The 12854-nt window shown below is 38.8% G+C and carries 11 protein-coding genes; 6 read left to right on the forward strand and 5 right to left on the reverse strand.

Annotated elements, in window-relative coordinates; genetic code table 11:
* Positions 1 to 105: 105 nt before the first annotated feature.
* The 3 genes from IQ237_RS22230 to IQ237_RS22240 form a co-directional block, all read right to left on the reverse strand.
* Positions 106 to 867, reverse strand: coding sequence for an RNA methyltransferase (locus IQ237_RS22230; RefSeq protein ID WP_194059123.1), 762 nt, complete (start codon positions 865 to 867; stop codon positions 106 to 108).
* A gap of 98 nt (positions 868 to 965) precedes the next feature.
* Positions 966 to 1463: a DUF29 domain-containing protein gene (locus IQ237_RS22235; RefSeq protein ID WP_194059125.1), complete on the reverse strand. Its 498-nt coding sequence runs from the start codon at positions 1461 to 1463 to the stop codon at positions 966 to 968.
* A gap of 157 nt (positions 1464 to 1620) precedes the next feature.
* Positions 1621 to 2730 carry an S-(hydroxymethyl)glutathione dehydrogenase/class III alcohol dehydrogenase gene (locus tag IQ237_RS22240; RefSeq protein WP_194059126.1) on the reverse strand — a complete coding sequence of 370 codons (1110 nt, stop codon included), beginning with the start codon at positions 2728 to 2730 and terminating at the stop codon, positions 1621 to 1623.
* A 324-nt stretch (positions 2731 to 3054) separates the two neighbouring features.
* On the opposite strand from IQ237_RS22240, the gene IQ237_RS22245 reads away from it, so the two are divergent.
* Together IQ237_RS22245 and rimM are read left to right on the forward strand one after the other, a co-directional pair.
* The gene (locus IQ237_RS22245) at positions 3055 to 4338 is read left to right on the forward strand and encodes a valine--pyruvate transaminase (RefSeq protein ID WP_194059141.1); all 1284 of its coding nucleotides are present in this window, start codon (positions 3055 to 3057) and stop codon (positions 4336 to 4338) included.
* Between the two features lie 5 nt (positions 4339 to 4343).
* Entirely contained in the window at positions 4344 to 5012 is a 669-nt protein-coding gene (gene rimM / locus IQ237_RS22250) for a ribosome maturation factor RimM (protein WP_194059127.1), read from the forward strand.
* A 48-nt stretch (positions 5013 to 5060) separates the two neighbouring features.
* Here rimM and IQ237_RS22255 read toward each other — a convergent pair whose 3' ends face one another.
* Positions 5061 to 5951 (reverse strand): sugar kinase, encoded by an 891-nt coding sequence (locus IQ237_RS22255; protein ID WP_194059128.1) that lies wholly within the window; start codon positions 5949 to 5951, stop codon positions 5061 to 5063.
* Between the two features lie 360 nt (positions 5952 to 6311).
* On the opposite strand from IQ237_RS22255, the gene IQ237_RS22260 reads away from it, so the two are divergent.
* From IQ237_RS22260 to rsmI, 3 genes are all read left to right on the forward strand, one after another.
* Positions 6312 to 6746, forward strand: a complete 435-nt coding sequence (locus tag IQ237_RS22260) for a DUF29 domain-containing protein (protein WP_194059129.1) — start codon at positions 6312 to 6314, stop codon at positions 6744 to 6746.
* 48 nt (positions 6747 to 6794) lie between these two features.
* Entirely contained in the window at positions 6795 to 7406 is a 612-nt protein-coding gene (locus IQ237_RS22265) for a PH domain-containing protein (RefSeq protein WP_194059135.1), read from the forward strand.
* A gap of 191 nt (positions 7407 to 7597) precedes the next feature.
* A complete protein-coding gene (gene rsmI / locus IQ237_RS22270; RefSeq protein ID WP_194059137.1) occupies positions 7598 to 8455 on the forward strand; it encodes a 16S rRNA (cytidine(1402)-2'-O)-methyltransferase in 858 nt (285 codons plus the stop codon).
* A gap of 211 nt (positions 8456 to 8666) precedes the next feature.
* Here rsmI and IQ237_RS22275 read toward each other — a convergent pair whose 3' ends face one another.
* Positions 8667 to 12047, reverse strand: a complete 3381-nt coding sequence (locus IQ237_RS22275; protein WP_194059139.1) for an alkaline phosphatase — start codon at positions 12045 to 12047, stop codon at positions 8667 to 8669.
* 304 nt (positions 12048 to 12351) lie between these two features.
* Between IQ237_RS22275 and rpsU the strand changes: the two genes are divergently transcribed.
* Positions 12352 to 12531 carry a 30S ribosomal protein S21 gene (gene rpsU / locus IQ237_RS22280; RefSeq protein WP_008226419.1) on the forward strand — a complete coding sequence of 60 codons (180 nt, stop codon included), beginning with the start codon at positions 12352 to 12354 and terminating at the stop codon, positions 12529 to 12531.
* Positions 12532 to 12854: the final 323 nt, after the last annotated feature.

Here is a 12854-nt window from a genome sequence, read left to right on the forward strand (position 1 = left end):
ACCTTGATGCTCAGAACCCCCTTCTGTGACTAAGCAGCATTTTTCAGTTTAGTGTAAGTCATAATCAATGCTTTTGAAAGATGATATCTAAAAAATATACTTCCATCATAGTCCTGAGTTTTCTATTTGGTTGTAATTTTGAATTGCCCATTGTACTTGTTTAATCATACCTCTGAGCATAGCAACTTCCGTGGTTTGTAGGTGGGCGCGGTTATATAAATGGCGGAATTTTTCCATCCTACTGGCTGCTGTGTGGGGATAAAGATAACCTATGGCAAGTAGTAGAGATTCTAATTCCTGGTAGTAGGGTTCTACAACGTCCAAGGGTGCTGTTTCTGTTGTCACTGTTTTCTGGGTGATAAAATTTTCGGCTAGTTGTGATAATTCGTAACAACAGATTGACACCGCTGTAGCTAAATTTAAAGACGGGTATTCTGGATTGGTGGGAATAAATACTAGCTTTTGGGCATAATTTATTTCTTGATTTGTTAAACCCCGATCTTCTCTACCAAATATTAATGCTGTGGGTTTTTCTGGTTCTGCTAATAACCAGGGGAAGGCAGTACGCGGATTTTCTAGGGGTAATTCTCCGTTATAATCTCTACCGATGGTAGCGATCGCACGGGTACATCCTTGTAATGCTTCTGGTAAAGTGTTAACTACAACCGCATTTTCTAATATTTCTTTAGCGTGAACTGCCATTTTTAAGGCTTCAAAGGATAGGCGATCGCACTGGGGATTTACTAATATTAAATCACATAAACCAAAGTTTTTCATCACTCTGGCAATTGAACCTACATTTAATTCTCCTGCTGGTTCTACTAAGATAATTTTGATTTTCGATAAAGTTGTTTTTTCTGTTGTCATAAAATATCAAGGAGTCAGGAGTCAGGAGTCAGGATTCAAAGGATAATTTAACCCAATTACCAATTACCAATTACCAATTACCAATTACCAAACAAAGTTTATTTCATTAAATCATCTTGTGCAGGTTCACCGGGTAAAAAGCTATCTTTGAGAATTTCATCTAAACTGTAATTACATTGTTCTGGAAAAGTTGAAAATGGTAAATTAGTTTCTCCTGATGCTAAATCTCTGCCATTTTCATAAGCCTCACTCATCAATATTTCTAGTTGAGATTTTAAACTAGGATTTTCCTGTAATAATTTTATAATATCCCGTCTTTGAATGCGAATTGTTGCTAACCAACTACGGCTGCGTTTACCTGGTTGAAATTCCCATTTTAATAAATGTCCGATTAAAATACTTAGACGGTTTCTTAATTCCTGTTTTTCTTTTTTACCCAAAGATTCAATTTCCTCTATTAAATTTAATAAGTCTAAATCATGCCATTGTTGATGACGTAGTAGGTTAGCTTGATGCTGAGTCCATTGATAAAAGTCAGTTTCGTAAAGATTATTTTTCAGGTTTGCTGCGGTTGGTTGAATTTTAGGGATTTGCATAATCAAAACCTGGTGAACTGTAATAATTATACTATATACAGCAGGTGACAGGTGACAGCAATAGGAACTAGGGACAGTGAATAAATTAGGGGAAGCAGGGGAGAAAAGGGACGTTAATAACCCAATCACCAATCACCAATCACCAATCACCAGAAACCTAAAATGTCACCACACTTCTAATAGATTCTCCTTTGTGCATTAAATCCATTGCATCATTAATTTTTTCAATCGGCATAACATGAGTAATTAAATCATCAATATTAATCTTTCCATCCATATACCAATCTACAATTTTCGGTACATCAGTCCGTCCTCTTGCACCACCAAAGGCTGAACCTTTCCACACTCTTCCAGTTACTAATTGAAAAGGACGAGTGCTAATTTCTTGACCCGCACCAGCTACCCCAATAATAACACTTACTCCCCAACCTTTATGACAACATTCTAATGCTTGACGCATAACTTTTACATTACCAATACATTCAAAAGAATAGTCAGCACCACCTTTAGTTAAATCTACTAAATAAGGGACTAAATCACCTTCAATTTCGTTAGGATTAACAAAATGTGTCATGCCAAATTTTTCTGCTAAGGCGCGTTTTTTGGGATTAATATCTACACCTACAATCATATTTGCACCCACCATTTTTGCACCTTGGATGACGTTTAAACCTATTCCCCCCAAACCGAAAACTACCACATTTGCACCAGGTTCAACTTTAGCTGTATTAATTACCGCACCTATTCCCGTAGTTACACCACATCCGATATAACAAACTTTATCAAATGGGGCATCTTCCCGAATTTTGGCTACAGCAATTTCTGGTAATACCGTATAATTAGCAAAGGTGGAAGTACCCATATAATGGTGAATCATGTCACCACCTATACTAAATCTACTCGTACCATCGGGCATTACTCCCCGTCCTTGGGTAGCGCGAATTGCTTGACAGAGGTTAGTTTTAAAGCTTAAACAATAATCACACTGGCGACATTCAGGTGTGTATAAAGGAATTACATGATCTCCGGGTTTCACACTTTTGACACCTTCCCCTACTTCCACAACCACACCAGCACCTTCATGACCTAAAATAGCGGGAAATAAACCTTCTGGATCTGCACCGGAAAGGGTATAAGCATCAGTATGACATACTCCACTAGCTTTAATTTCTACTAATACTTCCCCCGCTTGTGGTCCTTGGAGTTGTACGGTTTCAATGGTTAATGGTTTTCCTGCACTGTAGGCGATCGCTGCTTTCACTTCCATTGTTCTCTTCTCCCCTAAATTAACTGATCTAGAGTTTATCTCACCCAGATCCCCGACTTCTTGAAAAAATCGGGGATCTATAACCACTTGCCAATTTATTTTTTATATAGTACATTAGTACCGATTACAAGAGAAACCCCCCAGTCTCACAAACTGGGGTTTTATTATTTACTTCTGACTCCTGACTCCTGACTCCTATTCCTAAGGGAGCAACTTGGGTTATTATTTTTGAATGTTTTTTCAATGATTTTCGGGTACGGTGATTCGCAGATTTTGTTAAAATCTAAATCTCAATAACAATTTCCTTATTTTGTAACAAACATGATCAAACCTGCCCTTACTAAAATCGGCGCTCAAATGTCTAACTTGACTGGCGTAAGAGCGATTATGAAAGATATTGATGAAACACTCCGAGCCAATCAGGGGCAGGTATTGTATAATTTGAGTGCGGGTAATCCCCTGATTTTACCAGAGGTTGAACAGTTATGGCGTGACTGTACCGCAGATTTGTTAGCTAGTTCTGAATATGGTGAGGTTGTTTGTCGTTACGGTTCTTCCCAGGGTTATGCACCGTTTATTTCGGTGATGGTGAAGGATTTTAACGAGCGTTATGGTTTAAATTTAACAGAACGGAATATTTTAGTTACTGCTGGTAGTCAAACTATTTATTTCTACGCTGCTAATGCTTACGGTGGCTATACTGATGATGGGGATTTAAAACAAATTGTTTTACCTTTAAGTCCAGATTATACTGGTTATGGTGGGGTGAGTTTATGCCCAGAATCGTTAATTGCTTATAAACCGACTTTAGATATTGATAGCGCGAATCATCGCTTTAAGTATCGTCCTGATTTTAGCCAACTTTCTATTAATGAAAATACTGGTTGTGTGATTTTCTCTCGTCCTTGCAACCCTACAGGTAACGTTTTAACTAATGATGAGGTTGAGAAAATCGCCGCTTTAGCTGCGCCGTATAATGTGCCGGTTTTAATAGATTCTGCTTATGCGCCACCTTTCCCGGCTTTGAATTTTACAGATATGACACCTGTGTTTGGTGATAATACTATCCATTGTATGAGTTTATCAAAGGCAGGTTTACCAGGGGAAAGACTGGGGGTAGCTATCGGTGATGAAAAACTGCTGCAAGCTTTAGAGTGCTTCCAAACTAATGCAGGTATTCATTCTTCTAGATATGGTCAGGCGATCGCAGCTAGAGCGATAGAATCAGGTGCATTAGCGGATATTGCAGAAAATGTGATTAGACCTTTCTACAAGAATAAGTTTGATGTATTAGAAAGTACATTGGAAGCAGCTATGCCTAAAAATTTACCTTGGTTCTTACATCGTGGTGAAGGGGCGATTTTTGGCTGGTTGTGGCTGCAAAATTTACCGATAACTGACTGGGAATTTTACCAGGAATTAAAGAAAGTCGGTGTGATTGTTGTTCCTGGTAGTGGTTTCTTCCCTGGTTTAAAAGATGAGTGGGAACATAAACATCAATGTCTGCGTATCAGTTTGACTGGTAGTGATGAGGAAATTACTATCGGTATGCAGCGTCTAGCTAAGGTAGCAGAACAGGTTTATCAACTTGCGGCGGTTGGTGTGTAAGAAAAATGAACCACGAAGACACGAAGGAAGCGAAGAAGAAGAAAGAGAAGAGAAGGAAGGGTAAAGGGGAGGTGAGTATAAAATCTTCCCCAGTCACCAATCACCAATCACCAGTCCCCGATCTTGATGATTGGATAGAAATTGGTAAAATTGTTGCACCTCAAGGTTTGGGTGGGGAGTTGCGGGTTTATCCTTCTACTGATTTTCCTGAACGTTTTGAGGAGGCGGGTACTCGCTGGATGTTGCGGCCTGGGGAGAGTGAACCGCAACCAGTGGAGTTGTTACAGGGGCGGTATTTGGAGGGGAAGAATTTATATGTGATTAAGTTGGAGGGGGTGAGCGATCGCACTGCTGCGGAAAATATGCGTGACTGTCGGTTGTTTGTTCCTATCAGCGATCGCCCTGAGTTAGAAGAAGGGGAATTTCATGTTATAGATTTAATAGGATTGTCTGTTTTCATGCAGGAATCTGGGGAATTAATTGGAACTGTTGTAGATTTATTACCTTCTGGTCATGATTTATTAGAGGTGAAATTTGATCCAGCTTTTGATGAAAAGAAGGCGGGAAAAACTGTTTTAATTCCTTTTGTGATGGAAATTGTTCCTGTTGTTGATTTGGAAAAAAAACGGATTGAAATTACTCCTCCTGTTGGTTTATTATCAATTAATGATTAGCAGTATTTAATCAAAAATTCTTGTGGGGTAGCTAAGATGTCTACCCTACTAATCAATTGATAATTGACAATTGACAATTGATAATTGTTTCATCCAACGACGTGAACCAAAATATTTACAAGCTTCCGCAGCAATATTACTTGCTAATTCCAAGGATTGAGGAAAGTTATTTTGTAGGATATAATGACAAAAAGCACCATGAAAAATATCACCCGCTCCCAATGTATCAACACTTTGAATTTTAGGAACATTGATAAAACCTCTGGTTTGATCAGTTAAATATTCAATTTGTTTTTCCCCATGAGTAATAGCAATGTGCGGAATTTTAAAACTTTGCAAATACTGAAAAACATCTGCTTGATTTTTGCAGTCTGGAGGATAAAAATTAGCGGAACAAATAGCATAATCTACAAAAGGTAAAATTTCTTCAAAACCTGCTTTCCAACTTCCTCCATCAATGACAACAGGAATATTTTTCTTTTTCGCATTTTCGGCAATAATTTTACTGACTGCCATTTGATGTCCATCAATTAAAACAATATCAATATTATCTAATATATTAGCAGGAATAGAGTTAATATCAGCTTGGGTTTTTACAGCATTTATAGAAATTACAGCCCTTTCTCCTGTATCTTGGGTGACAATGATTGAAGATACTGGTGGGGATGTTTGTTTATTAGGATCTAAGTCAATTATTTTAACTTGATAATCTGCTAAATCTGTAATAATTAATTGTGTCATGGAATGAGAACCCAGAACACCTAAAAGTTGAGATTTATTACCCAAGTAACTAAATGTAACAGATGCGTTGGTTGCTGGTCCACCTGCTGCTACAGTATAATCATTAGCAACTAATTTTTGATTATTCTGGGGTGGTGATTGGGCAAGGTAAATTAAATCTAAAGTAATTAAACCCACAAATAAAGCTGATTTGGTCATAGGTGATTGGTGATTGGTGATTGGTGATTGGTGATTGGTGATTGGTGATTGGTGATTGGTGATTGGTGATTGGAAAATTATACAGTATTTTACAACAGATTGCAGTTCAATTAAGTAAATAATTGAAATTGAAACCTAGATAGAAACGAGAGCATCCCAATTTTGAAACAATAACCGCAGCAACACCAAAAAATCTCTTAAACTCTCTTACCTTTGTGTACTTTGCGTCCTTTGCGGTTCAATCATATCAAGACCTTAGATCATTTTTTCCGTTAGATCAAAATTAATTTACATATTTGGGATGCTCCCGATAGAAACAAAGTTTTAATTATGACTCCTGACTCCTGACACCTTTTATCTATGAATAAAATTACTCACGACAATGATTTTTATGCTTGGACACAAGAACAAGCATATCTACTAAGAACTGGACAATTTCATCAAATTGATGTAGCTAATATTGCCGAAGAAATAGAAGATATGGGACGTTCTGAAAAACGCGAGTTAGAAAGCAGATTAGAAATATTAATTATGCACTTACTAAAATGGCAATTTCAGCCTAACTTACGTTTTCGCAGTTGGCAATTAACTATCAAAGAACAACGTATACGTTTAGAAAAATTATTGAAAGAAAATCCCAGTCTTAATTCCTGTTTATCAGATTCATTAGAAAAAATTTATCAACTTGCTATTATTAGTGCTGAAAGAGAAACAGGTTTATCTTCCTTCCCTGAAAACTGTCCTTACAGCTTAACCGAAATTTTTTCATCCGAATTTTTACCCAATGATATATAATTTACATTATAATATTAACAATCTTTCCTTTTGGGAGAAACAGAAATTATGTTTAAGAACATGGCAATGGATGCACTGGGTTTAAGTGATATCGGTGCTGTCATCAAACCCGAAGATTATAATAAAGTTGATAGTGATGACTATGTAATGCACGAAGAAGGGGAAAAAATCTACTTTTTGATTAAATCAAAAACTGATGAATACTGTTTTACAAATTTAGCATTAATCCATCTTGATGGTAGTTCTGCTATGAGCAAAAAACGGTTATTAAATCGTTATAGCTACAGTCAAAATACTATTAAAGATGTCAGGTTAGAAACCGCAGGAACGGTAGATTTAGATATTGAAATTAAGTTTGTTATGGGGGATAAATCCTATTCTATTGATGTGGCAAAAAATTTTATTGCTCCGTTAAAAGATTTATACAAAGCATTGGTGAAAATTTCTTCTATTCAAAAAGAAAATGGAGTTTATTACCAATATGCTCAAACTAGCTTAAATACTGCTTCTAGTACAGTAGGTAGAGCAACAAATGTTTCTACTTCAGAAGAACAGTTTAAGGCTATTAACTGGTATGCTTTTAATTGGTTAAAATATGCCCATGAAACTTATGTGAGGAAAGATTTTGGGGAGATTTTTGAGAAGTTTATTAATAATTAAGTAAGTATTCAGCTTGCAGCTATCAGTAATCAGCTTTTAGGTTTTAGGTTTTAGGTTTTAGGAGTTGAGAAGTTGAGATATGAATTAACCTTTTGTTGATTTGATGATAAACTTCTCTTACTATAGCTGATAGCCGATTACTGAAAGCTGATTACTGATTACTGATTACTGATAGCTTAAAAATAATAATTATGGCAACTGAACCAAAACCAGGAACATTATACATTGTCGGGACACCGATTGGAAATCTCGAAGATATGACTTTTCGGGCGGTGAGAATATTACAATCTGTGGATATGATAGCGGCGGAAGATACTAGACATACAGGTAAATTATTACAACATTTTCAAATCAAAACTCCCCAGATCAGTTATCATGAACATAACCGTAATAGTCGGATTCCTGAAATTATAGAACAGTTAAAATATGGAAAAGCGATCGCATTAGTTAGTGATGCGGGAATGCCAGGAATTTCTGATCCAGGATATGAGTTAATTAAAGCTTGTGTAGATGCAGAAATTGATGTTGTTCCTATTCCCAGTGCGACTGCTGCCATTACTGCTTTAAGTGCTTCTGGTTTACCCACAAATCGGTTTGTTTTTGATGGTTTTTTACCTGCAAAAAGTCAACAAAGAAGGGAATATTTAGAATCATTATTAATAGAAACCAGGACATTAGTATTTTATGAATCTCCCCATCGGTTGCGGGAGACATTACAAGATTTTGCAGATATATTAGGGAGCGATCGCCAAATAGTTATAGCACGGGAATTAACCAAATTATATGAAGAATTTTGGCGAGGAACAATAGAAGAGGCGATCGCCCATTATCAACAAAAAGAACCCCAAGGAGAATATACCCTGTTAGTGGCAGGAATAGAACCAAGCAAACCACAAATTACAGAAGCAGAACTCAAAGCTGAACTTTTAGGAATGATGAAACAAGGCGCTTCACGTTCCCAAGCAAGTAGACAATTAGCCAAAGAAATATCAGTTTCTCGCAATAAATTATATCAGTTGGCTTTGACAATTGAATTAGATTCGGAATAACGAACCGCAGAGGACACGGAGGACACAGAGATGAAGAGATTAAGATGCAAAACTGCAAAATTAATCTGCGTTTATCTGCGTCCATCTGCGTTCAATATCAAAACAAAAAAAACCAGGAGAAGATAAAAATAAATCTTCTTCCCGGTTAATAGCTACTAACACTTATTCCTCTGCGTTCTCTGCGTCTGGAGCGGTTCGTTTCTTTAAGAGATTAAGACACAAACGCAAAATCTGTATTTACATTCAAACCAGTCACACCATTAACAACAGCAACAGTTTGACCAAGTAAACCAACTTCCGTATTACCATTGACAACACTGAGAGTCAAACTATTTGAAGAAATACCCAAAACTCCAAGGACATCAACACCTTTTTGGAAGTCAAGGATGGTATTTGCAGCAGTAGGTAATTCAACATTAGCGATCCAGAATTGGTCAGCACCAGCACCACCAGAGAGCAAGTTGCCACCACCGGACTGGACATAGAAAATATCATTACCATCACCACCCAAGGCGCGACCATTTGCACCCAAGAAGAAGATATCATCACCAGCGCCACCAGAGAGACGGTAGCCAGTTGCATCGGTAGCGTCTAATGTATCATTACCACTACCACCAAAAGAGCGATCGCCATTATTCACAAAAATGGTATCAGCACCACTACCAGTATGGATGCGGTTACGGCCAGCAATGGGAGAAGTTGCGGTTTGTGCGTCTACCTCATCATTACCAGCACCAGTAAACACAGTGTCATTGATACCATCAAAGGTAGTATTAGATGCACCAGCAATTAATGTATCAGTACCAGAAGTTCCTGAAACCAACTGGGTTTCCTGTTGTACTGCTGCTTCCTCTGGAGTCACACCGAACAAAGTCCGGTACATGACATCATATATCTCAGTGTTGTCCACTGTGGTAGGTAATTTATCCGCATTCATCCCATAGGCTTTAGAAACAATGCTACCGGGGAAGTCAGGAGTACCCACCCAAGCAACACCAAAATTACCCATTGGTCCATCTATGCTATTTTGAGATGGGAAGGGTCTCCAAGGTTGTTCTTGTGTACCTGTACTGCCATTAATACCATCTAAAACTGCACGGTTGGTATTAGTTGTAGTTGGGTTAACTCGGATAAATGGCGCACTAAGTTCGGTATCTGCCAGTGCAGGAGTAGATGTAGAGTTGCCAGAAGGACGGGTGTAAGGCGCGAATTGGAAAACCTGCATCCCACCAGCATCACTATCAGCAGCAGTAATAACCAAAGTATTGGGATCTTGGGTATTAACATAATTCATGGCTACGCCAATAGCCGCATCAGCCCGACGTACAGCTTCAATAGTACCGACAGCATTATTGTTATTAGCGAAGTTATCAGTACCTTCCTCTTCAATAACTACAAAGAAGCCATCAGGGTCCCGACTGAGAATTTTTAAAGATGCCTCTAGCATCTCTGCTACTGTAGGTGCGGTATCTACATAGAGAGGTAGAGGGTTAGGGCTATTTAATCCTAGTTGTTCTTCCCGGCGATCATCAAAGGTATGTCTAGCAGCAAATACACCTAAAAGCTTAGTTGGTGGATTTTGGCTATTAACCACCTGATTCATTTGGTCTTCGGTGTAAACTACTGTATAACCCAAAGATTGCGCTAGTTGAATTAAATTAATGGTAGGGCGACGTTCATCACGCTGTTCAGAAGCATCTATTTCGGCGGTGACGTGGAAACCAGTTGTACCTTTAGGTAACATATACAACTCACCACCGCCCATGATGATGTCTGTACCAGAACGGATCACCTGTTCAATAATTTCGGCGTATTTATCCCGCGCCCGAAGATCGTTACCTAAACGGTTAGTGGTAGCTGCTGCAAAGGCCGCAGTACCAGGTTCGGCTAAATGTCCAGACTGTAATAATGCTGTAGCTTTACCTGCGGCGATCGCCTCTTGTAAAATTGTATAACCAACTTTCCCAGAAGCAGGTGTAACAGTGGTGTTATCCTCATTTAAACCAAAGGATTCATTAAATACCTTCACACCAGTAGCATGAGTTACCGCTCCAGCGTTGGAAGTACCAGTTAACTGGTTTTCCATGTGTCCCAGGTAAACACCTGCATTGGACATCTTATCCCAATTTAATCTGCCATCGGGACCATGATCTATATTACGAGCAGCCATGAAGTGAGAAGGACTCGTACCATCTGGATGGATAAAGATCACATTTCCAGTTTGTCTAGTCGCTTGAGGTGCTGGTGTGGGTACTGGGTTACGAGATGGTAGTTCAACGTTGAACAGCGTCTCATACATCAACTCATAAATCTTGGTATTGTCTAAAGTTGCAGGTAATTTATCTGCATTTAAACCATGCGCTTTAGAAACAATAGAACCAGAAAAATCTGGTGTACCTGCCCAACCAATACCAAACGTTAACACATCACCATTAGCATCTGGAGCAGCTACAAAAGGCGCAGTGTTAGCACCGGTTTGTCCATCTAAAGGTACGTTACGGTTTTCTGTGGTGGGGTTGTTGTTAACAGTACCTACCGTTGCACCAGTGCGGGGATCTACTACTTGTAAACCACCAGCATCACTATCAGCAGCAGTCACCATTAAGGTGTTGGGATGCCTTTCGATGAAGTTCATTGCTACGCCAATGGCTGCATCTGTACGACGCAAACCTTCTAAACTACCAGGCGCGTTGTTGTTATTACCAAAGTTATCTACACCTTCTTCTTCCACAATGGTAATTGAACCTTTGTTAAAGTTGGGGTGTAGTTCCATCAACTTCTGGGTGACATCCAACATTTGGGCAATGGTGGGTGCTGTTTCCCGATAGAAAGGTAAACCCTGTGCGGCTAAAATTTCCTCTGGGCGATCGTTAAAGGTGTGAACAGGTGCAAATACACCTAAAACTTTAGTCGGTTTTACAGGTAAATCAAGTAAAGCTGTCAGTTGTTCTGCTGTATAAACAACTGTGTAACCTAAGCTTTGAGCTAGTGTAATCAGGTTTTCAGTAGGGCGTTGTAGAGAACTGGTACTAATAGAATCCAGTTGAGCCGCCGTACCGTGGAAACCATTAGTTCCAACAGGTAACAGGTTAAGTTCACCACCACCCATGATGAAGTCAACACCTGATTCAATTACCTGTTTGGCAATTGCCGCAGCTTGGGAGCGGGGTACAATGCGACTGCCATTATTAGGGTCAATAATATCTTGTGTCTTAGCCACAAAGGCAGCTGTACCAGGCTCAAAGATAGCTCCAGATTGCACTAACGCTGTGACTTTTCCTGCATCTCTGGCTTCTTCAACAATGGTTTTGTTAGAACCTGAAAGAGAAGTAATTGGTAAATTATTTAGTTCATAGCCAAAGGATTCAGCGTAAACTTTAGCACCTGTTGCATGAGTGACAGCACCACCGTTAGATGTACCACCTAACTGATCTTCCATGTGCCCCAGGTAAACACCAGCATGGCTGAGTTTGTCCCAATTCAATCGCCCATCGGGACCATGATCTACAAACCGTGCAAAAGCGAAGTGAGATGGACTTGTTCCATCTGGGTGCATGAAAATAACGTGATTACCTCGATTACCTGTTGTCATAAAACCTCTGAATAACCAGTTAAGTTTTTGGGATTTATCCTCACTAAACTAGGTAATCGTTAAGAGAAGTTACAGCAGTGGTTAATTGCAATTTATTTATTTCTTAATTTTTGTTAAATTTAATATTAATTACAAGTTAAGGATGTACATATTTTAATTAAATCAAAATATTTATGAATCAGCTTAAATGGGCAAGATAGTTAATTCCAAAATAAGATCAAACTCCTTTGACACTATATAGTTTTGCTAAGTTTGCGGCTAATATTACAATGGAGATAATTGACAAATAGAGGAAAGACCCAGAATGACCCAAGTGGTTCTAGGAGAAAACGAAGGAATAGATTCAGCCCTGCGTCGGTTTAAACGCCAGGTTTCCAAAGCTGGAATTTTGGCTGACGTAAAGTATCATCGTCACTTTGAAACCCCCCTGGAAAAGCGCAAACGTAAAGCAGTCGCAGCTAGACGGAAACGCCGTTTTAAATAAACCTATTCGGTTTGGTAATGGATTGCTTGAGATATCCTTATCAATCAAGCACAATAACTTTACCATGTTCTTAAAATAATTCAGGAAGCTGCGACACACCCCTGATGGGGTGTAATTTTATGGGTGGAACTTAGTGCGTAAGCCTTTTGTCTTGCTTAGATGGAGTTAGCGGAAATCGCTTCCCATCTAACAAAAATGGTGATTGGTGATTGGTGATTGGTGATTGGTGATTGGTGATTGGTGATTGGTGATTGGTGATTGGTGATTGGTGATTGGTGATTGGTGATTGGTGATTGGTGATTGGTGATTGGTGATTGGTGATT

The sequence above is a fragment of the Sphaerospermopsis sp. LEGE 08334 genome (assembly GCF_015207205.1).
Lineage (GTDB): Bacteria > Cyanobacteriota > Cyanobacteriia > Cyanobacteriales > Nostocaceae > Sphaerospermopsis.

Bases quoted from the DNA above. Each gene is read 5' to 3' on its own strand.
- IQ237_RS22230 (WP_194059123.1), bottom strand. From the start codon at position 867: ATGACAACAGAAAAAACAACTTTATCGAAAATCAAAATTATCTTAGTA.
- IQ237_RS22235 (WP_194059125.1), bottom strand. From the start codon at position 1,463: ATGCAAATCCCTAAAATTCAACCAACCGCAGCAAACCTGAAAAATAAT.
- IQ237_RS22240 (WP_194059126.1), bottom strand. From the start codon at position 2,730: ATGGAAGTGAAAGCAGCGATCGCCTACAGTGCAGGAAAACCATTAACC.
- rimM (WP_194059127.1), top strand. From the start codon at position 4,344: ATGAACCACGAAGACACGAAGGAAGCGAAGAAGAAGAAAGAGAAGAGA.
- IQ237_RS22255 (WP_194059128.1), bottom strand. From the start codon at position 5,951: ATGACCAAATCAGCTTTATTTGTGGGTTTAATTACTTTAGATTTAATT.
- IQ237_RS22260 (WP_194059129.1), top strand. From the start codon at position 6,312: ATGAATAAAATTACTCACGACAATGATTTTTATGCTTGGACACAAGAA.
- IQ237_RS22265 (WP_194059135.1), top strand. From the start codon at position 6,795: ATGTTTAAGAACATGGCAATGGATGCACTGGGTTTAAGTGATATCGGT.
- rsmI (WP_194059137.1), top strand. From the start codon at position 7,598: ATGGCAACTGAACCAAAACCAGGAACATTATACATTGTCGGGACACCG.
- IQ237_RS22275 (WP_194059139.1), bottom strand. From the start codon at position 12,047: ATGACAACAGGTAATCGAGGTAATCACGTTATTTTCATGCACCCAGAT.
- rpsU (WP_008226419.1), top strand. From the start codon at position 12,352: ATGACCCAAGTGGTTCTAGGAGAAAACGAAGGAATAGATTCAGCCCTG.